Annotated in this window: 13 protein-coding genes and 2 pseudogenes; 6 read left to right on the forward strand and 9 right to left on the reverse strand. The window is 62.4% G+C overall.

What is annotated here, in order from left to right:
• Nucleotides 1–102 precede the first annotated feature (102 nt).
• The gene (gene upp, locus ABS769_RS09100; RefSeq protein WP_006448928.1) at nt 103–735 is read left to right on the forward strand and encodes a uracil phosphoribosyltransferase; all 633 of its coding nucleotides are present in this window, start codon (nt 103–105) and stop codon (nt 733–735) included.
• 281 nt (nt 736–1,016) lie between these two features.
• On the opposite strand, the gene ABS769_RS09105 is transcribed toward upp, so the two are convergent.
• Entirely contained in the window at nt 1,017–2,759 is a 1,743-nt protein-coding gene (locus tag ABS769_RS09105) for a glycoside hydrolase family 9 protein (protein WP_317060313.1), read from the reverse strand.
• Between the two features lie 510 nt (nt 2,760–3,269).
• On the opposite strand from ABS769_RS09105, the gene ABS769_RS09110 reads away from it, so the two are divergent.
• Complete coding sequence (locus ABS769_RS09110; protein WP_317060312.1) at nt 3,270–3,638, forward strand: hypothetical protein; 369 nt, start codon at nt 3,270–3,272, stop codon at nt 3,636–3,638.
• A 153-nt stretch (nt 3,639–3,791) separates the two neighbouring features.
• Here ABS769_RS09110 and ggt read toward each other — a convergent pair whose 3' ends face one another.
• The 5 genes from ggt to rsmD all read right to left on the reverse strand — a co-directional run bounded on the left by ggt (nt 3,792) and on the right by rsmD (nt 7,757).
• Nucleotides 3,792–5,570: a gamma-glutamyltransferase gene (ggt, locus tag ABS769_RS09115; RefSeq protein ID WP_317060311.1), complete on the reverse strand. Its 1,779-nt coding sequence runs from the start codon at nt 5,568–5,570 to the stop codon at nt 3,792–3,794.
• Entirely contained in the window at nt 5,567–5,851 is a 285-nt protein-coding gene (locus ABS769_RS09120; protein ID WP_003489796.1) for a YfhL family 4Fe-4S dicluster ferredoxin, read from the reverse strand. The genes ggt and ABS769_RS09120 overlap by 4 nt, the downstream gene beginning before the upstream one ends.
• Nucleotides 5,852–6,085: 234 nt before the next feature.
• The gene (locus tag ABS769_RS09125) at nt 6,086–6,583 is read right to left on the reverse strand and encodes a hypothetical protein (protein WP_023904336.1); all 498 of its coding nucleotides are present in this window, start codon (nt 6,581–6,583) and stop codon (nt 6,086–6,088) included.
• Between the two features lie 47 nt (nt 6,584–6,630).
• Nucleotides 6,631–7,137: a pantetheine-phosphate adenylyltransferase gene (coaD, locus tag ABS769_RS09130; protein WP_006448932.1), complete on the reverse strand. Its 507-nt coding sequence runs from the start codon at nt 7,135–7,137 to the stop codon at nt 6,631–6,633.
• Nucleotides 7,134–7,757: a 16S rRNA (guanine(966)-N(2))-methyltransferase RsmD gene (gene rsmD, locus ABS769_RS09135; RefSeq protein ID WP_317060309.1), complete on the reverse strand. Its 624-nt coding sequence runs from the start codon at nt 7,755–7,757 to the stop codon at nt 7,134–7,136. Before rsmD ends, coaD begins: the two co-directional genes overlap by 4 nt.
• A gap of 238 nt (nt 7,758–7,995) precedes the next feature.
• Between rsmD and htpG the strand changes: the two genes are divergently transcribed.
• From htpG to ABS769_RS22720, 4 genes and pseudogenes are all read left to right on the forward strand, one after another.
• Complete coding sequence (gene htpG, locus ABS769_RS09140; RefSeq protein WP_317060308.1) at nt 7,996–9,900, forward strand: molecular chaperone HtpG; 1,905 nt, start codon at nt 7,996–7,998, stop codon at nt 9,898–9,900.
• Between the two features lie 303 nt (nt 9,901–10,203).
• Nucleotides 10,204–14,970 (forward strand): RHS repeat-associated core domain-containing protein, encoded by a 4,767-nt coding sequence (locus tag ABS769_RS09145; protein ID WP_317060306.1) that lies wholly within the window; start codon nt 10,204–10,206, stop codon nt 14,968–14,970.
• Between the two features lie 12 nt (nt 14,971–14,982).
• Nucleotides 14,983–15,342, forward strand: a complete 360-nt coding sequence (locus ABS769_RS09150) for a toxin-antitoxin system YwqK family antitoxin (protein ID WP_317060304.1) — start codon at nt 14,983–14,985, stop codon at nt 15,340–15,342.
• A gap of 10 nt (nt 15,343–15,352) precedes the next feature.
• Nucleotides 15,353–15,580, forward strand: a pseudogene (locus ABS769_RS22720) (hypothetical protein); the annotation flags it as partial.
• A gap of 166 nt (nt 15,581–15,746) precedes the next feature.
• Here ABS769_RS22720 and ABS769_RS09155 read toward each other — a convergent pair.
• The 3 genes and pseudogenes from ABS769_RS09155 to ABS769_RS09165 all read right to left on the reverse strand — a co-directional run bounded on the left by ABS769_RS09155 (nt 15,747) and on the right by ABS769_RS09165 (nt 24,106).
• Complete coding sequence (locus tag ABS769_RS09155) at nt 15,747–18,122, reverse strand: beta-L-arabinofuranosidase domain-containing protein (RefSeq protein WP_317060303.1); 2,376 nt, start codon at nt 18,120–18,122, stop codon at nt 15,747–15,749.
• Nucleotides 18,123–18,288: 166 nt separating this feature from the next.
• Nucleotides 18,289–21,182 (reverse strand): annotated as a pseudogene (locus tag ABS769_RS09160) (TonB-dependent receptor domain-containing protein).
• Between the two features lie 560 nt (nt 21,183–21,742).
• Nucleotides 21,743–24,106, reverse strand: coding sequence for a S9 family peptidase (locus tag ABS769_RS09165; RefSeq protein ID WP_317060302.1), 2,364 nt, complete (start codon nt 24,104–24,106; stop codon nt 21,743–21,745).
• Between the last annotated feature and the right edge of the window lie 68 nt (nt 24,107–24,174).

Consider the following 24,174-nt stretch of genomic DNA (forward strand, 5'->3'; position numbering starts at 1 on the left):
CGTTTCACTGACATGACATCTGCAAGCGCGATCACGCGCAATGTGTGGCGACGCTGCCGCCGGCTGCGGCACACTGTGGGTCTCTCCCGCCTGTCGCTGCCCATGAAAATCGTCGAAGTTCGCCACCCCCTCGTTCAACACAAGATCGGTCTGCTGCGCGATGCCGCCTTGAGCACCAAGGGCTTCCGCGAACTGGTCACCGAGCTGGGCACGTTGCTGGCTTACGAGGCCACCGCCAATCTGGACACCGAATCGCACGTGCAACCCGGCTGGGCCGGGCCGGTGACCGTGCAGCGGATTGCCGGCGCAAAAATCACCCTGGTACCGATCCTGCGCGCAGGTCTGGGTATGTTGCCGGGCGTGCTGGCGCTGATTCCGGCCGCGCGCGTGAGCGTGGTCGGCCTGCAGCGCGACGAAGAAACCCTGCAGCCGGTGCCCTACTTCGAACGCCTCACCGGCCGCCTGGAAGAACGCGACGCGCTGATCCTGGACCCGATGCTGGCCACCGGCGGCACCCTGATCGCCACCATCGACATGCTCAAGCGCGCTGGTGCACGCCGCATCAAGGGCATCTTCCTGGTCGCCGCACCGGAAGGCCTGAAAGCGCTGGAAGCGGTGCATCCGGATGTGGAGGTGTACACCGCCGCGATCGACGATCACCTCAACGAGAAGGGCTACATCCTGCCCGGCCTGGGCGATGCAGGCGACCGGATTTTTGGTACGCGGGTGGAGTGAGCTGCTTCAGCGACCACGTCGAAAACTGATCCGCGCTGGACCAGCGCCGATGCGGTAATCGGCGAATTGAAGCCCCTCTCCCCTCGGGAGAGGGGTTGGGGTGAGGGTACGTCAAGCGAAGCAGTCGGTGATTCACTTCTGACGGCGCGTGGCGACGCGTTTGTCATTGCAGGCATTGACAACTCACTGAGGCGCACCCTCATCCGGCGCTACGCGCCACCTTCTCCCGGTGGGAGAAGAAACAGCCGCGGCATCGGGCACTGCGTCGAAAAACGCCCGCCTTACCGCGTAGACGCCTCAATCGCCGCGCTCACATACACCAGCGGCGCATTCCAGTTGATCGCCACCTCGTTGCTGGCATAACTGCAGGCGTTATCCAGATACGACAACGCCGGCAGTTTTGAGGGATACGCCACCTTGCAGTCCTTGGCATCCTGCTGCCCCGGTTGCGGGCCGCCGGCCAGCCAGCCCGGCACCGGCGCGTCGATGCCATCGGCTTCGGAGGGGCGATGGTGGATATGCAGCGGGCTGCGCAGCCCTACCCCGGTGACGAACGACAACCCGAGCGGATTGCGCCCCAGGATGTAATCCAGCTGCGACTGCGCGGCATCCAGAAATGGCCGCTGCCGGGTCAGCCGGTAGCCCTGCATCAACATCATCGCGCGGTTGAGCACGACTGCATTACTGCCCCACACGAAGTCGGTGTCCGTCATCGCCAGACGCCAGGGAAAAGACTGCCACTCATCGGCAAGACGCTGCGCCAGACCGGTGATCTCACGCGCGATGCGTGCACGGTCGGCATGTGGGGTGAGCTGGTCGCGATGCTCGGCCAGCGACATCCACGCCAGTCCGCCGACATTGCTCCAGCCCGGTACGCTGGCCGGCACATTGCGCGCGATCATCGCATCGTAGAAGCCATCCTCGCGCGTGGTCACATACAACTCCGCCGCAGCCCAGGCGAATTCGTCGTCCACCTGCGCATCGTCGTAGCCGCCGGTGCGCACGTCATCAGGCTGGCGATAAATCACATCTGGATGCTGCTGCGCCCACGCCCAGGCACTGCGCGCGGCTTTCAACATGCGTGCGGACACACCCGGATACTGCTTCTCGAACGGCGCATACACGCGGCTGGCCGCCGCCATCACCGCAGCGAAATCCAGCGTGGCCGCAGTGGCCTTCATCACCACATAGCGTTGTTGCTTGGCCTGCTCGGGCATCACCAACCCATCGAACTGCTTGTCGGTGAGCTTGTGGTACACACCGCCATCGGCCGGGTCCTGCATGGCCAGCATCCACTCAAGATTCCACCAGGTTTCTTGCAGGATGCCGGGCACGCCGGGCGCGTCGTTGGGGATGGTCAGCGCCTGCGCCTTGAACAGCGCCGGATACTGCTCGTAGGCGGCCAGCAAGGTATAGGTGCTGATGCCGGAATTGACGATGTACTTGTTGTAGTCACCGGCGTCGTACCAGCCCTTGGGCGCACTGATCACGCTGTCGGCCGGACGCGTGGCCGATGCCGCGGAAGGGTGGATACGCACCTGCGTATCCGGATGTCCGGCCGCACGCGCGTAGCGCCCGGCAAACTGCGCCGGCAGCGCAGTGCTGGCGCGATTGAAATAGAACGCCTTCAGCGATGCATCGAGCACTGGTTGATACGCGCCGGCCGCGATCGGGAACGGATCGGACGCCGGCAGCCCGTCGATTTTCAAGCGATACGTGCCTGCTGTACGCACGCCGGAAAAATCCGCCACCCGCGCCTGCTGGCCGGCCGGCGACCATGGCGCGGCAACTTGCAGCTTGCCCTCCAGCAAGCGGCGGCCCTGCGCATCTTCGACTGTGAAGCGGTCCGAGCCGGCCGCCGCGCCTTGCGGCAACCCGACGACAGCAAGCTTGGACGAACCGGGTAGATAGCCGAGCTGATTGACGTGGATGCGGCCAACGGAAGGGTCATCCGCGGTCTGGGCGGAACAGCCTGCAGAAGCAAGCGCGAGAACGACGGTCGGGATGGCGTGGAAAGGATTCATGTCCCAATGGTGGCGACATTGCATAGCAGCGACAAGCACACCTTGACGACATTGGCCGGGGCGTGCCATCGGTTGCCCAGCCACGCACCATCACCCTACCGCAGTACAGGCCGCGATCTGCTCCGATTCTGCGACCGGCTGCCGATGCGCGCAGTGCGGTATCAGCAATTCCACCGGGTTGGTCGGCCCTTTCGCGGAAACGCTGCAAACCGCTCACCGCAGGCAGCGACTTCACGTTGAAAGCCCGGCAATTGCCGTCATTTCCGCCAATTCTTTCCAGCAGCATCGATCTAACTTGGCGGTGCGGCGATGCCATGTATCCCCGCACCGCATCGACCTGCCGCACTCGCCATCCCGAGTGGCCAGGGCATGGCCTTCCTCATCATCCAAGGATCACAGATGACTACCCAGCCGATCACACGCCTCTCCCATTCCACCCGCACTGGCTCGAGGCCGTGCAGCATGCGGCGGCGTCCGCGCATAGGGAGATGCCTCGCCGCAATGCTGTCGATGGGTCTGCTGACCCTGAGTCAGACCGCGCTGGCGACCAAGCAATGGAACGCCAATGCCAACCAGACCCTCAACAATTGGATCTCCGGCATGTACACCAACATCACAGGACCGTTGCAGACGCTATTGCAGCAGTGCGAAACCGCGCCGCAGGCCACGTGCGAGGTCACGATCCTGGCCAATGGCGGGGTCCACACCAGTGCGACCGATGGCAAGCAACACTTCACGCTCCGTTTCACCGGTAACCCGGCTCCGTATCTGGCGTGCCATGTTTATCCACAGTCACCCGGCAACACCAACGACAAACGTCTGCAAGGCGCCACCTGCTACGACGCACAGCACAACGGAACCTACTTCAAGCTCAACTGATCGCATGCGGCGATTGCGCCAGTGTTGGCGCATGCGCCGCTGACAGGCTGTTGCGGACAGCGCGGGGTGGGCCGTGGCCCACCCTGCGTCACTATGCAGGCACCGACATGCGTATTGCGTCCTTCGCAATGCGAGTACAGGACATGGCCGCACTCAACGCGCCGGCGTCGCCAGTTGCACTTGCGCCTTGCCCACCGGGTTACGCGGGTCGCTGCCGCCGCTGAGCACGTTGCTGCGCTTGTCCCACTCCACCGTCTGCAGGTTGCCCCACACATGGCTGGAACCGCGGCCGCCGGCGGCGGTGTCGCCGGGCAGCTTGAGCGCGTGGCCCATCGCTTGCAGCGCCTTGGCGGTCTGCGGCGAGAACGCGTTGCTCTCGGCCTCGATCACGTCCGGCAGCCACTGGTGGTGATAACGCGGCAAGGCGCTGACCTGCTGCGCGTCCAGGCCGGCGTCATAACCCAGGATGCCGAGCAGCACCATGGTGATGATGCGGCTGCCGCCCGGGGTGCCGATCACCGCAACCTTGTCGGCCGATTCCATGAAGGTCGGCGTCATCGAGCTGAGCATGCGCTTGCCCGGCTTGGGCGCGTTGGCGGCATAGCCCATCACGCCGAAGGCATTGGGCGTGCCCGGCTTGAGCGCGAAGTCGTCCATCTCGTCGTTGAGCAGCACGCCGGTGCCCTTGGGGATCAGCCCGGAGCCGTACAGCAGGTTGACGGTCTGGGTGGCGCCGACGCGGTTGCCTTCGCCATCAATGATGGAGAAATGCGTGGTCTCGTCGTCTTCCAGCGGGGTGGGATTGCCCGACAGCAGATCGCTGGGCGTGGCCTTCTCCGGGTTGATCGTGGCACGCAGGCCCTGCGCGTAATCCTTGCTCGTCAGCACGCGCTGCGGCACGGCGACAAAGTCCGGGTCGCCCAGGAAAAAGGTGCGGTCGCGGTAGGCGCGGCGCATCGCTTCGACCACCAGATGGGTGCGGTGTGCGTCGTCTAGCTTGTCCAGATCCCAGCCTTCCAGAATCTGCAGCATCGCAGCGAGTGCGATCCCGCCGGAGGACGGCGGCGGCGCGGTGGTGATCTTCCAGCCGCGGTAATCGAACTGGATCGGCGTGCGCTCCTTCACCCGATACCCGGACAGCTCGGCGGCCTTCCATTGCCCGCCGGCCTGCTTGACGCCAGCCAGCAGCTTCTTGGCAATTTCGCCCTTGTAGAAGCCATCAAAGCCCTTGTCGCCAAGCAGCTTCAACGTATGTGCGAGCTCGGGCTGCTTGAAGATGTCGCCTTCGGCAATGGGCTTGCCGCCGCGCAGATACACCTCGCGCGTGCCGGGATAACGCTCCATCACTTCACGCCGCGAGGCATAGCCCTTGGCCATGCGCGCGTACACCGGAAAGCCCTCGGTGGCGATGCGGATCGACGGTGCCAGCGATTGCTTGAGCGGCAGCCGGCCGTGTTTGGAGGCCAGTTCCACCAGCGCGGCGGGCAGCCCGGGAATACCGGCCGACCACGGGCCGTTGACCGAGCGGTCGCGATCCAGCTCGCCCTTCTTGTCGAGGAACTGCGCCTCGCTGGCCGACTCGGGCGCGTACTCGCGCGCATCCAGCATCACGTCCTTGCCGGTCTTGGCATCGTGCAGCAGGAAGAAGCCACCGCCACCCAGGCCCGAACTGATCGGCTCGACCACCGCCAGCGTGGACGATACCGCGATGGCCGCATCGAAGGCATTGCCGCCTTCGCGCAGGATCTGCAGGCCGGCATCGGTGGCCAGGGTGTGTCCGCTGGCAATCGCCGCGCCCGGCGGATGCGCCGCCACCGGCGCGGTCGCCGCCGCCACAGGTTTGCTGCCATCGGCAGACCACGCCGGCGGTGCCAGCACGAAGGCCAGCAGCAACAGGCCGCGCGCAGAGAAATGTCGGGAAAAAATGCTCACGGGGCGGGAGGCTCCTGTTCGTACAGTTCGGGGTGATCGCGCTGCAGCTGCATGAGCTTGGCGAGCAATTGATCATGGGTTTCCGGGATGGCCGGATCCGGGTCGATGCATTCGACCGGGCACACCACCACGCATTGCGCCTCGTCGAAATGGCCCACGCACTCGGTGCAGCGTGCCGGGTCGATGACGTAGATGGTTTCGCCCATCGAGATGGCCTGATTCGGGCACGCCGGCTCGCAGACATCGCAGTTGACGCAGAGCTCGTTGATTTTCAGCGACATATCGGCAACACCATGCGATGCGCCGCAGCGCGATTCAACCGCAGGCGCTGGAACGCAACGTACTGCTGCAGGCGGGCGCAGATGGCGCGGACCAACCAAGGGACAACGCCGTGGGCGCTGTCGGAGACCGGCCTGACACGGCCGGCTCCGGTGGCATGCGAATTCAGCAGCATGCGGCTGGATCCGCATGCTGCGGCCGGATGCGCCCTCCCGCGCGTCCGGCCTGGTACGGCATTACTTGGCTTCAACGAAGGTGTATTCCACGCCCTTGGGCTGGACGATGGTCTGCACGCGCGCATTCTCGGCGGCATTGCCAATGAACAACACGCGCACGCCCTTCATCGAATCGGCCGGCACGTCCTTGAACGCGGCGTCGATCAGGTCGGCCATCTTGGTCGAGGCCGACGAGCCGAATGCCAGCATGTTGCCCGGCTGCACGCCACGCGCGAGCGCGGTCTTGACGCTTTCCAGCTGACGCTCGTAGCTGCCGGCGAACTCGGCATCGGACTCCGGCGGCAAGTAGTACAGGAACGGGCTGTTGGTGGTGGCGCCCAGGTTCTGGCCAACCACTTCCTGCAGGTACTTCTTCCAGCCGGCGTTGTCGTCCTTGGACGGTGCGGTCAGCGCAGCCGGGGCTGCGGCGGCGGTCGGTGCCGGCTCTTCCTTCTTGCAGGCGGTGACGGCCAGAGCGGCGATCGAAGCGAGCACCAGCGCGCGCATTGTGTGTTTCATGAAACTCCTCCCTTTGAAAAGCATGTGGTGATGTGACTGCTAGAGAATCAGGCCTGCGCGCGGGATTGCCGCACCTGCCGCAAGGCCTCGACGACCGAAGCCGGAACGAAACCGGACACGTCCCCGCCCAGCCGCGCGATTTCGCGCACCAGCGAGGACGAGATGAAGCTGTATTGCTCGGCCGGGGTGAGAAACAGCGTCTCCACCTCCGGGATCAGATGGCGGTTCATGCTGGCCATCTGGAATTCGTATTCGAAGTCGGACACCGCGCGCAGACCGCGCAGCAGCACACCGGCGCCCATGTCGCGCACGAAGTGGGCCAGCAGCGTATCGAAACCGCGCACCTCCACGTTGGCGTGTGCGGCCAAGGCCTCCTGGGCGAGCTCGACGCGGCGCTCCAGCGGCAGCGCCGGCCCCTTGGACGGACTGTAAGCAACACCAACCACCACCCGCTCGAACAACGGCGCGGCGCGATTCACCAGGTCGATGTGACCGTTGGTGATCGGGTCGAAGGTACCGGGATAGACAGCAGTGCGGCTGTTGGCCACGCTCATACGGAAACTACCGGGGTCGGGTCGCTGTTCAGTGTAGCAGCGGCCCGGCGATACAGCGCATAGCGCACCTGCTGGGTGGCGCCTTCGCGGTGCAGATGCCAGCCGGCCGGCACCTGCGGCGGTAGTTCGGCCGGGCCTTCCAGATACAGCCAGGCATCCGGTGTGAGGTGCGCGGGCAGGCGTTCCAGCACGCTCGGCCACAGGCCGGAGGCAAACGGCGGGTCGACGAACACGATGCTGGCCTGCGCGGCGGGTGCGCGCTCCAGCCAGCGCAGCGCATCTTCCTGCAGCACCTGCACCTGATCGGCCGCCTCCAGCCTGGCCACGTGCTCGCGCAGCCGCTGCACCAGGCCAGGGTCGCGCTCGATCAGGGTCGCATGTGCAGCCCCACGCGACACCGCTTCCAGGCCCAGCGCACCGGAACCGGCGAACAGGTCCAGCACACGCGCACCAGGCAGGCGCGGCATCAGCCAGTTGAATACCGTTTCGCGGACCCGGTCGCTGCTCGGGCGCAGGCCCGGCAGATCCGGCACCGCCAGCTTGGTGTTGCGCCAGCGCCCGCCGACGATGCGCACCTGCCCTTCCGCGCCACGCGGCGCCGGCCGTGCGGGGCGGCTCATCGCAACGTTCCTGATGGAGGACAGCAAGCGCGGGAGAGTGGCAGGACGCGTGGCGGCATGGAGCAAGGCAAGGCAAACGGGGCCGCCATGATAGCGCTGCCCGGCGCTGGCGCCGCTGGTGTCGCAGTGCGCCGACATTGCCGGATCCACCGGCTTGCCTTGAAAAAATCCCCGTGCGACCTCATCCCCCAGGCCATCGGCCGCACTGCGGCCTTGGCCACCACGGAGCACGACCCCAATGACCGTTGATACCGACAAGCAGACGCTTGGCTTCCAGACCGAGGTCAAACAGCTGCTGCAGCTGATGATCCACTCGTTGTACTCGAACAAGGAAATCTTCCTGCGCGAGCTGGTCTCCAATGCCGCCGACGCCGCCGACAAGCTGCGTTTCGAAGCACTGGTGAAGCCGGAACTGCTGGAAGGCGGCGGCGAGTTGCGCATCCGCGTGGACTACGACAAGGACGCGCGCACCGTCACCATCGACGACAACGGCATCGGCATGAGCCGCGAAGATGCGGTCTCGCATCTGGGCACGATCGCCAAATCCGGCACTGCCGACTTCCTCAAGCACCTCAGCGGCGACCAGAAGAAGGACGCCAACCTGATCGGCCAGTTCGGCGTGGGGTTCTATAGCGCCTTCATCGTCGCCGACCAGGTCGACGTGTATTCGCGTCGCGCCGGCCTGCCCGCCAACGAAGGCGTGCATTGGTCCTCGCGTGGCGAAGGCGAGTTCGAAATCGCCAGCATCGACAAGCCCGAGCGCGGCACCCGCATCGTGCTGCAGCTGAAAGAAGGCGAAGACAGCTTCGCCGACGGCTGGACGCTGCGCGGCATCCTCAAGAAGTATTCCGATCATATCGGCCTGCCGATCGAAATGCGCAAGGAGCATCACGGCGAAGACGCCGATGCGCCGGCCGAGCCGCAGTGGGAAGCGGTCAATCGCGCCAGCGCGCTGTGGACGCGCCCCAAGAGCGAGATCAGCGAGCAGGAATACCAGGAGTTCTACAAACACGTTGCCCACGATGCGGGCAACCCGCTGGCGTGGAGCCACAACAAGGTCGAAGGCAAGCTGGATTACACCTCGCTGCTGTTCGTGCCCGGCCGCGCACCGTTCGACCTGTATCACCGCGATTCGGCCAAGGGCCTGAAGTTGTACGTGCAGCGCGTGTTCGTGCTGGATCAGGCCGAGCAGTTCCTGCCGCTGTACCTGCGTTTCATCAAGGGCGTGGTGGATTCGTCCGACCTGTCGCTCAATGTCTCGCGTGAGATCCTGCAATCGGGCCCGGTGGTGGATTCGATGAAGTCCGCGCTGACCAAGCGTGCGCTGGATATGCTGGAGAAACTGGCCAAGGACAAGCCCGAAGAGTACGTGACGTTCTGGCGCAACTTCGGCCAGGCGTTGAAGGAAGGCCCGGCCGAAGATTATGCCAACCGCGAAAAGATCGCCGGCCTGCTGCGGTTCTCTTCCACGCACGACACCACCGGTGCGCAGAGCGTTGGCCTGGCCGATTATGTCGGCCGTTTGGCGGAAGGCCAGGACAAGCTGTATTACCTCACCGGCGAAAGCTACGCGCAGATCAAGGACAGCCCGCATCTGGAAGTGTTCCGCAAGAAGGGCATCGAGGTGCTGCTGCTCACCGACCGCATCGACGAATGGCTGATGAGCTACCTCACCGAGTTCGACGGCAAGTCGTTCGTGGACGTGGCACGCGGCGACCTGGACCTGGGCAAGCTGGATTCGGAAGAAGACAAGAAGGCGCAGGAAGAAGTCGCCAAATCCAAGGAAGGCCTGGCTTCGCGCATCAAGGCCGCCCTTGGCGACGACGTGGCCGAAGTGCGCGTCTCGCACCGCCTGACCGATTCCCCGGCCATCCTCGCCATCGGCCAGGGCGACCTGGGTCTGCAGATGCGTCAGCTGCTGGAAGCCAGCGGCCAGGCCGTGCCGGAAACCAAGCCGGTGTTCGAATTCAACCCGGCCCACCCACTGATCGAAAAGCTGGATGCGGAGCAGGATATGGACCGCTTCGGTGACCTGAGCCGCGTCTTGTTTGACCAGGCTGCGTTGGCGGCGGGCGATAGTCTCAAGGACCCGGCCGGGTATGTGAAGCGGTTGAACAAGTTGTTGTTGGAGTTGTCTGCCTAAATCCGTTGTGGCGGTGGGGTAAACACACAAAGACCGGCGTCATCGCCGGTCTTTGTATTTGAGTGTCTACAGCAATCTCCATAGCAAAGAGCGTCCTCCCGCGCCAATTCTTATCAGAACTGAGCCTCGTCACTGAGCGGGGCAGTTTCGACAAGCCGCTGCTATTCGGGCGCCAAGCGCTGGACGCCATGGTGATGAAGGCGTAGGCTCGCACGCGACTGCATGGATGTAGCGTCAAACAGGAAGTGCTCCCGTCGGCCAAGCCGACAGGAGATCTAAAGGCTCATATCAAAGGAAGATTGCATGGACAGCGTTTCTCAGGAAACTGATTCTGCATTACGTTCGTCGCACACACGTCTTTGCAAAGTGCCGACTGTGCTGCTCAGAGTTGTACTTTGCACAGCTACCTATATTGCATCAGCTCCTATCGAGCCAGTCTTGGCACAGGCGTTGCCGCCTGCTGAATTTTGCGTATCGGGAGGATGCTATCCGACGCAAGTGGAGGCACTGGCGGCGTTGGCGGCCAGCACGCGATATACCGGCGTCGGACAGTATCTCCAACACACATTCACCTCTGTGACCAATCCGCTTACGGGGCAGCTTTCGCTACGTTACGACGTTCTGGATCGTCCAGCGAAACAAATTGCCGATCCGATTTATACGGTTGACATGGGTGTCCACGGCCAGGGTAATCCAGGCTGTGCCGCGCCGCAGGATCCAAATTATTCGACATATTGCACGAACGAGGGCGAACTGATTAGCGCTGCGTTAGCGCATCTTCGCACTCGCATCAAAAGTGGATGCAGCCTCGACCTCGGAAAAACAACCCGCGACTACAACACCACCAACCTCGGCTTGAGCGGGAATGCCATCCGCTACGGTCAAAAAGACTTTAGCAGCGAGACCACTTGCACCGCATCCAATGGCACGGTGACGAAGGGAAAGCTCAATTGGTCGATCTACAAGAGACGCCTGATTTCGTGTGAGTCCGGACTTTCCCCCAACTTCGGCGGCGGCTGGACCGAGAACGAGCTTCCGCAAGCGCTGATGTGCGGATCGAGCGCGGATTTCTCGTTCATGTCCGCCAGAGCGGGCCAGATATCGAGTTGCTCCACCGCAAACCCCTGTCACCCCACCACTGGTGACAAGACGCGGACCGAAACCGACTTCATGTTCGCGGGGAGACCCTTTTCCAGGTACTACCACTCACTCGCTCAATTCCGCGACCGCGACAACCCTTTTGCGGTTGGCTGGTCGCATAGCTATAGCGACTATCTGGTCTCAACAGACACGTACTCCCCCGTCTTGATCGATGCGGAGGGGAACTACGAAAACTTCGTCAAAGTAGATGGAAACATCTATCGAGGAGCAAACTCGAATCGCATTATGATTTATCTGAATACGCCAGAGGCGCAGTATCGTCTCTTTGAGGCTTCTGGTGAGATTCGGGACTTCAACCGCGACGGTGTGCTGCTATCCGTACGAAATCCGGCAACCCCCTCTAATGACGTCACACTCTCTTACATCGAAGAACAATTGACATCGGCGACCGACGCGTCCGGCAGAAAGATCCAATTCAACTACGCACTTGATCGCCTACGATCCATCACACTTCCCGATGGAAGCCTGATTAGTTATGACTATGATCGCGACTCAAATCTTACCGCAGCAGATTATGGCGATGGCAGCGTAAAGCGCTATCACTATCACGAGCAAGGTCTTGCCGACCCTAAATTGATACATCACCTCACCGGCATCACATCGGAAGATGGGCGTCGCTACGGCACGTTCAATTACGAGCCCAATGGCCGCGTCATTGGTAGTGCTTTGGAGTCCGGAAGCGAACAGGTGGACGCCGTCTCGCTTAGCTACGATAGCTCAACGACAACAAGCGTGACCTATGCACTTGGCGAAAAGAAGATATTCAGTGCAGGATCCGGCCTGTATCGATCGCTGGAGAACCTCGCCAGTGAAGCTGGAAACGACAAAAATACTTACCTAGCCGACGGACGCTTGCAATCGAAAACCGATCGCGCGGGAACCGTCACGAAGTACGAGTACCAGCCGACATATCTATCCGCAATCGTCAAGGCTGCGGGTACCGCGCAGCAACAACGCGAGGAGTTCGTTCGCGATGTCGCCAAAAACACACTGCTCGAACACAAGATTTACGACCCCAAAGGCAAGTTACGCCAGTCCACCGTTCTTACCTACAATGGACGTGGCCAGCAAATTGCCCGGACACAAACAGACGCTGTCACCGGTGTAGTGAGAACCTCACGCAATGAATACTGCGTACAAGCAGCTCTCGATGCGGGTAGCTGCCCCATCCTGGGGCTAATCACACTGTCCGATGGTGCGCGTATGGATGTACCGGATACGACTGCCTACACCTACTACGGAAGCGACGATAGTTCGTGCGCTGGAGCGCCCACAACCTGCCCGCACCGCAAAGGCGATCTTTGGAAAGCCACCAATGCACTTGGACAGGTGACTGAGTATCTCGCCTACGATGGCGCAGGTCGTCCGCTTTCCATCAAAGATGCAAACGGCAACATCACCGACTACAGCTACCACCGTCGCGGCTGGCTGACCGCGACCAAAGTGCGCGGAGCCGATCCAGCGAGCGACCTGGACGACCGTATCACACGCATCGATTACTGGCCCACGGGCCTGATCAAGCAAGTCACGCAACCTGACGGCGGATTCACTACCTTCACATATGACGGTGCGCATCGCCTGACCGATGTCGCCGACAATGCCGGTAACACGGTGCATTACACCTTGGATAACGCCGGCAACCAGATCAAGGAAGACACCCGAGATGTCGCCGGAACGCTGAAGCGTACGTTATCACGCGTCTACAACCAGCTTGGACAACTCAAGACGCAGGCAACGGCTGCAAGCGATCCGACCGATTTCGCTTACGATGCAAAAGGCAACACCGTCGCAGTGAATGACGCGTTGGGTACCGCCACGCTGAGCGAGTATGACCCGCTGAACAGGCTCGCACGCAGCTTGCAGGACGCCAGCGGCATCAAGGCCGAAACCAAATTTACTTACGACTACCAAGGCAACCTGGCCAAGGTCAGCGATCCAAAGGGATTGGGCACCACGTACGAGTACAACGGGTTTGGCGACCTGACAAAACTGGCCAGTCCAGATACCGGCGTCACCGCTTACACCTACGACATCGCCGGCAACCGCGCCACTCAGACCGATGCGCGTGGGGTTATCACGACTTACGGCTATGACGCGCTCAATCGCCTCACCAAGCTGACCTATCCAAAGCCAACCGACGGCCTGGATATCAGTTACGCCTACGACGTTGTGCCGACGGTCTGTGCGGCCGGCGAAGCGTTTGTTGTCGGCCGCCTGTCGCGCATGAGCGATGCCAGTGGCACCACCGAATATTGCTACAACGCGTTTGGCGATGTTACCCGCAAGGTGCAGACCAGCAATGGCAAAGTACTAGTGCTGCGTTACGACTACACGGTCGGAGGGCAGCTGCGGCGCATGACCTATCCGGATGGCGCGGTGGTCGATTACCTGCGCAACGCGCAAGGCCAGACCACCGAAGTTGGCATTACTCCGGCCGGTGGCAGCCGCCAGGTACTGCTGAGCAACGCCAGCTACTATCCGTTCGGCCCGGCCGCCGGCTGGACCTACGGCAATGGCCGCACCCTCGCCCGCCAGTACGATCTAGACTACCGCCCGCAAGCGATCCAGGACACTCGCCCGGGCGGGCTGGAAGTGGGCTTCGGCTTCGATCCTGTCGGCAATCTCACCGCGCTCACCCCAGCAGGCAATCCCACACCAGAGATCGGCCTGGGCTACGACACCCTTGGCCGTCTCACCGCCCTCACGGACGGTACCACTGGAACAGTCATCGACGGCTATAGCTATGACGCCACCGGCAATCGCCTCAGCGCCAAGGTCGGCGGCGTGACACAGGCTTACACCTATCCGGCGACCAATCATCGCCTGAGTGCGGTAGCAAGCGTGGCGCGCACTTACGACAAAACGGGAAATACGCTGACGATCGGCGGCAAAGCGAGGGAGTTCTCCTACGATGCATCCGGCCGCATGAGCATGGCCAAGCGTGCAGGCGCGCTGGTGATGAACTACCGCTACAACGGCCGTGGCGAGCAGGTGCGTCGCTTTCTCGGCACCACCAACACCTACACGCTCTACGATGAAGCCGGCCACTGGCTGGGCGACTACGACACCAACGGCGCACCCAAGCAACAAGCGATCTGGCTGGATGACTTACCGGTAGGCTTGCTAGCCAACGCCAACAAACTGCACTACATCGAACCCGATCACCTGGGCAGCCCGCGCGTAGTAATCGACCCCACCCGCGATGTGGCGGTGTGGACGTGGAGCTTGAAGGGCGAAGCCTTCGGCAACACTGCGCCGAATCAGGATCCGGATGGCGATGGTGCGGCGCTGGTGTTGGATATGCGGTTTCCGGGGCAGCGCTTTGATGCGGCGAGTGGGTTGAATCAGAACTACTTCCGGGACTACGACACTGCTACCGGACGGTATGGACAGAGTGATCCGATTGGGCTCACTGGTGGTTTATCCACCTTTGCTTATGTCGAATCCGCCCCGATGACATCAATTGACCCTTATGGGCTTCAAAGGGTGAGACCTCTGCCGCAACCAGGTCTGGGCGGCTTCCCAGGTGGGTACAACAATCCGGATAACCCGAACAACTATGGGGCTAATGGACAGCCAGCATATCCACCCGGCCCTTCCGCAGAACAGATACTGGGCGGGATTTTGGCCTCACCAATGGTCAATTCATCCCAATTCCCCCTAGGCCAACTGATCAGCAACTCAATTGCGATCGCTGGAACGGTCTGTGGGGATGACCCAGATAGATGCTATAACCGCTGGCAGGAAGAAACGGGTAAATGCGTAATATGGGGAAGTCTTGGGGCGAGATGGGTTCGTGCATGTCGTGACCGTGCAAGATATAGATTCCAACTCTGCACGAGTAATGGAGGCACGCCTGATCCCAACGAGCCCCCTGAATGGTCTCCTTCTCGTGATTATCCACGTTAATACAGAAAATATATGAAAAATGAGATAAATCGGCGTCACGACGCACAAGGCAACCTCATCGAGGAAGGCGAATACACCAATAATGTCCTGAATGGCTACCTGAGAATATGGAATTCCCAGGGAATGCTGCTTAGCGACGCAAATTTCAAAAATGGAAAAGCTCATGGCTTAAGCAGGACATGGGGTGAAAGCGGAAATCTCAACTGTGAAAGCCAATACGAAAACGGCGAACTGCATGGTCATTATCGCAGCTGGTGGGAAAATGGAACCCTAAAAGAAGAAGGAATTTTCAAACACGGAAAGAGGAGTGGAAGATATACTTGGTACAACAAAGACGGAACCGTCTGGCAGATAACAGAAACAGAAGACTGAGACCGACATACACGTGCGCAGCAGCCAGAGCCAGGTACCCGAAGTTGGCGTCCCCCCTGCCGGCGGCAGCCGGCAGGGGCTGCTGGGCAATCCGCAAGCGATCCAGGACACCCGCCCCGGCGGACTGGAAGTGGGCTTCGGCTTCGATCCTGTCGGCAATCTCACCGCGCTAACGCCCGCAGGCAATCCCACGCCGGAGATCGGCCTGGGCTACGACGCGCTCGGCCGCCTCACTGCCCCGTACCCTCACCCCAACCCCTCTCCCGAGGGGAGAGGGGCTTTTTGTTCTGCGCGCCCGAAAGTTCGCGCGGGATTACTGTGCGCTTTCACTTTGCCGTCTGTAGTAGACCTCCCCCTCTACAAGACACGCTGCAGCAAGATCGACAGCGAGCAGACTTCGGCACTCACGCCGACTCCAGCACCCAGCATCCGAACGCTGGTCCGGCCGAATAGCCGGTTTCCGGTTCAATACGGATCTGCAGGGTGGCGCGGCCGGCGAACCCTGCAGGCAAGGCGTAATCCACATCGATGAAATCCAGGCCGCGGTTGCCGTCAAGGCGTTCGTTGGCGATGAGTTCGCCGTCGGCAAGGATGCGGAAGCGGCGGCGGGTTTCGTCGCCCCAGTAGCGTAGGCGCAGGATGCGGGCCTGCGCGGTGTTGCGCAGGGTGAAGGCGATGAAGCCGCCGGTGCGGGCGTCGCGGCCGGCGCGGCGGCGGTAGCTGAGCGCGTAGGAGCTTTCGCTCTGCAGGCCGTGGGCTTTTTCGGATGCTTCGTCGCCCAGGGCGACACGGTCCAGTGCGCGCGTGTCGAGCGCGTGTTGTTTCGCTTCTGCTGCGGCCTGCTCGGCCTGTTGCTGCTGCCATGCGGCGGTATCGCGGTGTTCCAGATAGACCGCGCTGCGACGGTCAAACTGGGCGTAGAACGGGGAGAACCGCCAGTGCTGTGCGCCATCGCTGTAGTCGAACGCCGATTGTCCGGGCACCGTTTGCAAACGCTGCAAGACCTCATCGCCGCCGATCAATGCCGGGGTCTTGCCCGACCATGGCTTTGCCGCATCGCCCAGGTCCGCAGCCAAGACCAGCGGCCCCCGCAGCACCGAGACCCAGGCCGGGTCGTCCGCTGCGGCTTCCAGGCGCAGTGGCATCTCGAACGACAAGTTGAGCGAGTCGCCAGCGCGCCAGACGCGGGTGATCCGCAGATAGCCCCCGCTGACGGCCGCATCGACATGCTGACCATTGAGCTGCAGCACCGGCGACTGCCCCCAGCCGGGCACGCGCAGTGCGAGCGTGCGTTGCTCGGCCGGCGCGGCATCGATGCGGAGCGAGGCGCTGCCCTGCTCCGGCATCGTGCTGTGCAGGGTCATGTCCAGCCCGGCGGCATCGCGCACGCTGGAGGGCACGTAGAGGTTGACGTAAACGCCCTGCCCGTCCTGCCAATAGATGGAATCGCCGAACTGGGCATGCGCCTCCATGCCGCTGCCGACGCAGCACCAGAAATCGTCGAACGGCGATGACCAGCCGCGCGCTTCGCCGGCCAGCATCGGTGTCATGTAGGTGAACATGCCGGTGCGCGGATGCTGCTGCGCCATCACGTGGTTGAGCAGCGTGCGCTCGTAGTAATCGAAGAACTCCGCCTGCGGGCCCCACTGGTACAGATGGCGAGTGAGCTTGAGCATGTTGTAGCTGGCGCAATGCTCACAGGTCTGCTCGGTGAGAAACTTCGAAGTGCTGTCGGGCTGCTGGAAGTATTCGCGGTCTCCATTGCCGCCAATCACATAGGTGTGGTGATCGGTGACGGTGTGCCAGAAGAAGCGCGCCGCCGCGCCCGAGGCGGCATCGCCGGTCACTTCGTATTCGCGTGCCAGGCCGATCAGCTTGGGGATGTTGGTATTGGAATGCTGGTGCACCAGTTCGTCGCGCTGGGCGATGAGCGGATCGAGCACGGCGTGATGGTGCAGGCGTTGCGCCAACGCCAGCCACTGCGCATCGCCGGTGCGCACATGCAGCTCGACGAAGGATTCGTTGAGGCCCCCGAATTCGCACGACAGCACTTTCTGCAACTGCGCATCGTCGAGTGCAGAAAACACCGCTTGCAGATAGCCAGCTAGGCCCGCCGCGACCTGCAGCGCCTGCGCGTTGTCGCAATGCGCATGCACGTCGAGCAGGCCGGCGAACAACTTGTGCCAGGTATATAGCGGTGCCCAGCTGCCGTTGAGATAGAACGGCGCCGGGTCGATCTTGCCTTTCTTCAGTTCATCGAACACGGCGCGGCCGCTTTCGATCTTGCCTGCGGCGTTCTTGCGCGTGAATCCGCCCACGTAGCCATCGCCTGCATGCGCCTGGCAGCGTGCGAGCTCTGCGACCAGATAACGCGCACGCGTGCGGCATTGCGCATCGCCGGTCTGTGCATGCATGAGTGCCAACGCGCTGAGATAGTGACCCAACGTATGTCCGGCGATGGTGTCCGCTTCCCAGCCGCCATACGCCGGCGCCTTGGGGTCGAGGCCGGCGTACAGTACGAAATTGTGCAGCAGACGGTCCGGCTCCAGCCGCATCAGATAGCGTCGATTGGTCTGCAGCGCATCCAGGAACAACGACGGGGTCAGCCTGACCTGCGCCAACGGTACCGCGCGGATACTGCCCGGCTGTGCGGCGTTGGCCTGCGCGGGAAATCGCAGAAAACCCGCAGCAACCGCCAGACTGCTCCAGGCCAGAAAGCGCCGCCGCGACAAGCTCAGCGCGTGGTCGGTGGTGTGCTCGGTAACGAAGACATCGGTCATAGGATCAGCTTAGCTCCTGTCGGTGCGCGCAGACTGCGCGCGCCGTTACAACCCACACTGGCAGAAGCCGCCAGAGAAGCGATTGCGCGGTGCCGCCTGCGCGCGCCCGACCGGATCGGGTGGCGCGCACCAGTGTATTGAAACCGCAGCGACGACACGGCGGCGATCAAAACTTCACCGTCGCACGCCCCCAATAGAACCGACCAAGCAGATCGTAGGTCGCCACATCGGTGTTGGCGTTGCCCACGTTGTTGGAGTAATACAGCGGTGGCTGCTTGTCGGCGATGTTATCCACGCCCACTTCAAAGCGCGTATGCCAGGGCTCCACGCTATAACCGAGCTGCAGGTTGTTGTAGACGTAGGTGCCGATCTTGCGCACCACCGTCGGCTCGCTGGAATCGGCCGACAGGCTCTGGTCCGGATCCGAATTGCCGATGGCGGTATTGCCCACATAACGGATGCGCCAGGTGGCGCTCCAATCGTCCAACGCCCAGTTCACGGTCCCCAGCGCGCGCCAGCGCGGGAAATTGCCGTAGGCCTGGGTGTAGCGGCCCACGTTGTGGATGGTGACCGAGCTGGGATCGGTGGTATCGGGCAGCACGTCGTAACGGGTGAGATAGGTGCCATTGAGACCTGCAGTGACATTGCCCCAAGGCGTGGATGGCAGGCGATAGGTCAGATTGAAATCGATGCCCTTGGCCCAGAGCTTGCCCAGGTTGACGGTGGGCTCGGCGATGTAATTGATGGTGCCGTTGCCGTTGCGATGGATCAGCGCGCAGAAGGAACTGGCCGAGTTGGCGAAACATTGATTGAGTACGGTCTGCGCCGACACCGTGGTGATGGTGTCTTCCAGATCGATGCGCCACCAGTCCGCGCTCAGCGACAGGCCATCGATCCACTGCGGGTCGTAGACCAGCCCCACATCGTAGGACTTGCCGGTCTCCGGCTTGAGTTGATAACCGGCCACCACCGCGCCGGACACCTTGCCCGACACCTGACCATCGGATTGCTGATAGCTGCCGTTGGTCGGCACGTTTGCGCAGGCCACGCTGTTGCCGCCGGTGTAACCGTTGCACGGGTCGTTGACGGTGGCCGCATCGCCGGCCACGCCGGCATACAACTCGTTGATGTTGGGCGCGCGGAACACCTGCGAAACAGTGCCGCGCAGCAACAGATTTTCGATCGGGCGATATTCCAGCGACACCTTGCTGTTGGTCTTGCTGCCGACCGAGCTGAAGTCGGAAAAACGCGTGCCCAGCGTGATGTTCAACGCGTTGATGCCGGGCAAGTCCTTGAGCAACGGGAACAAGGCTTCGGCATAGGCTTCCTTGACGTCGAAACTGCCGCTCAAGGTGGATGCGCAGAACTCGATCACACCGCACAGGCCGTCTTCATCGCCAGTCCACAGCGCATCGGAGGCGGTGGTCGAGCGCTCCTTGCGATAGGAGATGCCGGTCGCCAGGCTGACGGTGCCGGCCGGCAACTCGAACAGCGAGCCATTGGCGTTGGCCTCGAATTGCTTGACGGTGTAGACGCTGGTCACGATGGGGTTGACCACCATGCCCTGCAACGTGGCGAGGTTGCTGCTGTCGTTGAGGTTGAAGAAGTTCAGCGGTGTACAGCCGGCAACCGCCGCACCCGCACTGCCGCACTTGACCACACCATCGCTATCCAGGAACGACGGGCCGATCGCCTGATTGAATATGGCGTAGTCGAGAAAACCGTTGTTGATCGACTTCTGTTTGACCTTGCCGTAGTTGAAGTTGGCGTCCCACTGCCAGGAGCTGTCGCCGAAGTGACCGCGCAACCCGGGGCTGATCTGGAAATTGTAGGTGTTGTATTGATAGCTGCGATTGCCCAGCACGGTGGCGCGCGTATTGAGGTCGTTGTAGGAGGTGCCGGTGCTGCGATCGGTGCCGAAGTTCACCCCGAAAGGGTTGTAGTAACTCTGCGACGACACCAGGATGTTGTCGCCGTTTGAGAAGATCGGAATCGGCGCGATGATCGAGGCGGATTCGGTTTTACTGAACCAGGTGTTGACGTAGCCCTCGACATTGTCGGTAAAGCGATAGGTGCCTAGCAGAAAGGCATTGCTGCGCTTTTGCGGGGTCTGCAGCAGGTTGAACGGCTGGTAGTTGTAGGAATCGGCGCTGGCGTTGTAGCAATGGAAATCGCCCGGACCGGCGCGGCCGCTGATGCCGCTGTTGAGGGTGACGCGCCCGCAACCGTTGGCCTGCGCAAGTTGATTCGATTGTTCCGAACCATCGTTGAAATTGACCGTGCCGGTCGGCGTGGCGGACGAGCCCTGCTTCACCGGTTGGCCGTTGGTCAATGCCAGCGCGTCCTTGGAATAGTCGCGCGCCGCTGCCGAGACCGGGTCGATGTTGTGGTAGGACAGGCCACCGATCAGGCTGCCGCGCTCCCAGGTCTTGCCGGTGGTCAAGGCAAAGTTGCGTCGGTTGCCATCGCCCTCGCTGCTGGTGCCGAAGTCGCTGCTGAATTGCACGCCGTCGAACTGGCTGCGCAGGATGAAATTGACCACACCGCCGATGGCGTCGGAGCCATACACCGCAGAGGCGCCATTGCTGAGCACTTCGATGCGCTCGATCATGCTGGCCGGAATCGCGTTGACGTCGTTGTAGGCGAGCCGGATGCCGTTGACCAGCACCAGCGTGCGCTTATCGCCCAAGCCGCGCAGCGAAATCGCCGAGGCGCCGGTACCGCCGCCGTTGTTGGTGTACGGGTTGGTGGCGTTGCCGGCAATGGATGGCAGCTCCTGCAGCAGATCGCCGACGGTGGCCTTGCCGGTGGCGGCAATCTGTTCCTGGCTGACGGTGATCACAGGGTTGGCGGTTTCGGTATCCACGCGGCGCAGGCGCGAGCCGGTGACGACCACGCTATCAAGCGTTTGCGGCGCATCGCTCGTGCTGCCTGCTGTGCAGCCACGGGTGCGGCTGCAGTTGCCGAAAGCGCCAGTAACAGCGCAGTGGCAAGCATGCTCGGCACGGGTCGCACGCTGGCAACGGTGGTCCGTGAGAAAGGCAACAGCAACATCGGCATGCGGGGCTCCTGATTCAAACGACAGACAAACGGCGGGCAACACACGCCCGTGCCGGCGTGCACCAGCGCGGGTGGAGACAAGTGGCAGCGGCGCGTCGCAGCGACATCTTCGGCGACGGCCATACAGTGGGCACGCAGACAACCTGCGATGCGCGCGACCAGCAGAGGCCACGCAACGACGCGCGTTGTCTAAAGAGATCATTCCGCACTGAAGTCGCCCATGCGCTCCAGTTTCATCAGCTGGTCACAATGTGCCTGTGCGCACGCGCCACGTCTTGTCGCATTTGGCGACCACGCATGCGGAAAACAGCATGGTTCGCATCTGAACGATCATCGGTTGGCGTAGTGTTGGCAGTCCAGTCCGCAGCTGGGCGTGCCGTTACGCGGCAGTGTTTGAAGCAGCTGCGTTGACGTATCGCTTGTCACTACCTGTACTGATGTTTGGGCGCGCCGGCAAAAATGACAGCGAGCAATGTGCATTCTCCTGCGCGCACTGCTCACTCCACCAGGGCACACAGTGCGCGATCAGGCAGCGTGCCGTGGCACGCAAACCGCATCCATCACGGTGCCTGCGTCGTCGGCGTTGCCGGGTTGCGATTCCATTGCGGCGTTGGCGATTGCTGCATCCAGCGCATGAAGAAATCCAGCAGACGGCGTTTGCCGTAATCGCCACCGGCGCCATGATCGCCGCCAGGTACCACCAGCAGATCGAAATCCTTGCCGGCCTTGATCAGGCGGTCGGCCACCTGGAAAGTGCTGGCCGGGTCGACATTCATGTCCATGTCGCCGGTGACCAGCAGCAGATGGCCTTGCAGCCGTGCTGCGTTTTCCACGTTCGACGACTCGGCGTACCACGGCCCCACCGGCCAGCCCATCCATTGTTCGTTCCACCAGATCTTGTCCATGCGGTTGTCGTGGCAACCGGAGTTGGCCACGCCCGCCACATAGAATTCCGGATGAAACAGCAGCGCGCCCAGCGCGTTCTGGCCGCCTGCCGAGGTGCCGTACACACCGACACCGCCGGCGATGTCGTACCACGGATATTGCGCGGCGGCGGCCTTATGCCAGGCAATACGATCCGGCAAGCCGGCATCTTTGAGATTGCGCCAGGCCACATCGTGGAAGGCGCGCGCGCGATTGTTGGTGCCCATACCATCGATCTGCGCCACCGCAAAGCCCAGCCCGGTCAGCGCCGGCACGCGCGTGGTGAAACTCTTCGGCACGAACGAGCCTTGCGGGCCGGCATAAATGTATTCGATCACGCGGTAGCGCTGCTGCGGATTCAGTTGCTGGGGGCGCTGGATCACGCCCCAGATCTCGGTCTTGCCATCGCGCCCGGGGGTATGGAACGGCAACGGCGGTTGCCAGCCAGCGGCCTGCAAACGACTCAGATCGGTACGCTCCACCGTGCGCGCCAGGCTGCCATCGACGCTGCGCCGCAACTCCAGCACCGGCCCAAGATCCACGCGCGAGTAAAGGTCGAGCAACCACTTTCCATCCGGCGAGTAACTGACCTGATGGTCGGCGGCGGTTGGCGTCAATGCAGTGAGGCCGCTGCCGTCCAGGCCGATGCGATAGGCGTGGCGGTAATACGGGTCTTCGCCGGGCTGCATGCCGGAGGCAGTGAAATACAGCTGCCCTGCGGCCTCGTCGAGGTAATCGAGCTTGCGTACCACCCAATCGCCGCGGGTGACCTGGCGAATCACCTCACCGCTGCGGCCGTCGTACAGATACACATGCTCCCAGCCATCGCGTTCGGACGCCCACAGGATCTGCCTGCCATCGGCCAGATCGCGCCGCGCGTGCTTGCCGCCGTTCTCGTGGTCGCCGCTGAGTTCGGAGTATTCGATAAAGGTGGGCGAGGTTTCTTCGATCAAGCTGCGTGCGGCGGCCGTGCGTGCGTCCACTTCGATGACCCGATACAGCTGATGGCCGCGCGCGTTGTATTCGAAGGTAAAGCCGCGGCTGTCCTTCCACCAGACCATCTCGCTCAAGCTGAAGGCATTGGGCAGCAAGGTCATCGCCACCGGATGCGCCGCGCGCGTGGCGATGTCGAACAACACCGGCTGCATCACCGGCAGCACATCGCCGGGCTTCGGATAGACCTGTTGGTGCAACTTGGGTTGTACCTGATCGGCTGGTGCGGATTCGATGTAATAGACCATGCGCGGCGGTGGCGCCTTGACCCGATACGCGGCCAGATGCTGCGAATCCGGCGACCACTGGATGCTGTCGAGCGCGTAGTAATCGTCGGCACGACCATCACGACTGAGCACGCTGCGCTCGCCACCGCCCACCGGCGCGATGACCAGATTGGCTTGCTCCACCCAGGCGCGCCAGCGGCCATCCGGCGACACCTTGGCCTCGCGTTCGCCCTGCTTGAACGGCAGACGCATGTCCATCGTCTCAGCCGGCACATCGCGCTCGGGCACATGTTCGCAGCGGTAGCGCGCCAGATCGCATTGCCAGCCCAGCTTCGCCAGCTGAAAGCCCAGGCGCTGCTGTTGCAGCGTGGGGTCCTCCAGCTGCAGTTGCGTTGCATCGATGTCCTGCGCACCGGCCTGCGTCAACGCCGCTGCCAACCTCGCATGATCGAAGGCCGGCGTATTGCGGCCACTGGCGGCATCCACCAGGCGGTACTCGATGGCCGGCGCCTGGTTGGTGCGTGCAACACCGCGCCGATACAGAAAGCGTCCCGCATCGATCCAGACTGGCGCCGTCGGCTGCTGGTCGACCAGGGACGCGTAGTGATCAGACAGGCCGATGGCCTGCGCGTACTGCGCCGGTGTGGGTGTGGGTGTGGGCGTGGCTGCGACCGATGCAGCCACTGCGCTTGCCGATAGCGGGCAGAGCGCGATGCCCAGGCACCATGCGGCGATGGTGTGCCAGCGAGAGGTCTGTGTGCGATGCAGCTGTGGCTTCATGCGTTTATCCGGGAATGGAGCGTGGTCACGATCAACACCTGTCATGCAAGTCGAGATGGGACAGCGTG

The sequence above is a fragment of the Xanthomonas hortorum genome (assembly GCF_040279205.1).
In the GTDB taxonomy this organism is placed as follows: domain Bacteria; phylum Pseudomonadota; class Gammaproteobacteria; order Xanthomonadales; family Xanthomonadaceae; genus Xanthomonas; species Xanthomonas hortorum_F.

Coding starts and splice junctions, on each gene's coding strand:
- ABS769_RS09105 (WP_317060313.1), bottom strand. CDS start 2,759: ATGAATCCTTTCCACGCCATCCCGACCGTCGTTCTCGCGCTTGCTTCT.
- upp (WP_006448928.1), top strand. CDS start 103: ATGAAAATCGTCGAAGTTCGCCACCCCCTCGTTCAACACAAGATCGGT.
- ABS769_RS09155 (WP_317060303.1), bottom strand. CDS start 18,122: ATGACCGATGTCTTCGTTACCGAGCACACCACCGACCACGCGCTGAGC.
- htpG (WP_317060308.1), top strand. CDS start 7,996: ATGACCGTTGATACCGACAAGCAGACGCTTGGCTTCCAGACCGAGGTC.
- ABS769_RS09145 (WP_317060306.1), top strand. CDS start 10,204: ATGGACAGCGTTTCTCAGGAAACTGATTCTGCATTACGTTCGTCGCAC.
- ABS769_RS09150 (WP_317060304.1), top strand. CDS start 14,983: ATGAAAAATGAGATAAATCGGCGTCACGACGCACAAGGCAACCTCATC.
- ABS769_RS09125 (WP_023904336.1), bottom strand. CDS start 6,583: ATGAAACACACAATGCGCGCGCTGGTGCTCGCTTCGATCGCCGCTCTG.
- ABS769_RS09165 (WP_317060302.1), bottom strand. CDS start 24,106: ATGAAGCCACAGCTGCATCGCACACAGACCTCTCGCTGGCACACCATC.
- rsmD (WP_317060309.1), bottom strand. CDS start 7,757: ATGAGCCGCCCCGCACGGCCGGCGCCGCGTGGCGCGGAAGGGCAGGTG.
- coaD (WP_006448932.1), bottom strand. CDS start 7,137: ATGAGCGTGGCCAACAGCCGCACTGCTGTCTATCCCGGTACCTTCGAC.
- ABS769_RS09120 (WP_003489796.1), bottom strand. CDS start 5,851: ATGTCGCTGAAAATCAACGAGCTCTGCGTCAACTGCGATGTCTGCGAG.
- ABS769_RS09110 (WP_317060312.1), top strand. CDS start 3,270: ATGGGTCTGCTGACCCTGAGTCAGACCGCGCTGGCGACCAAGCAATGG.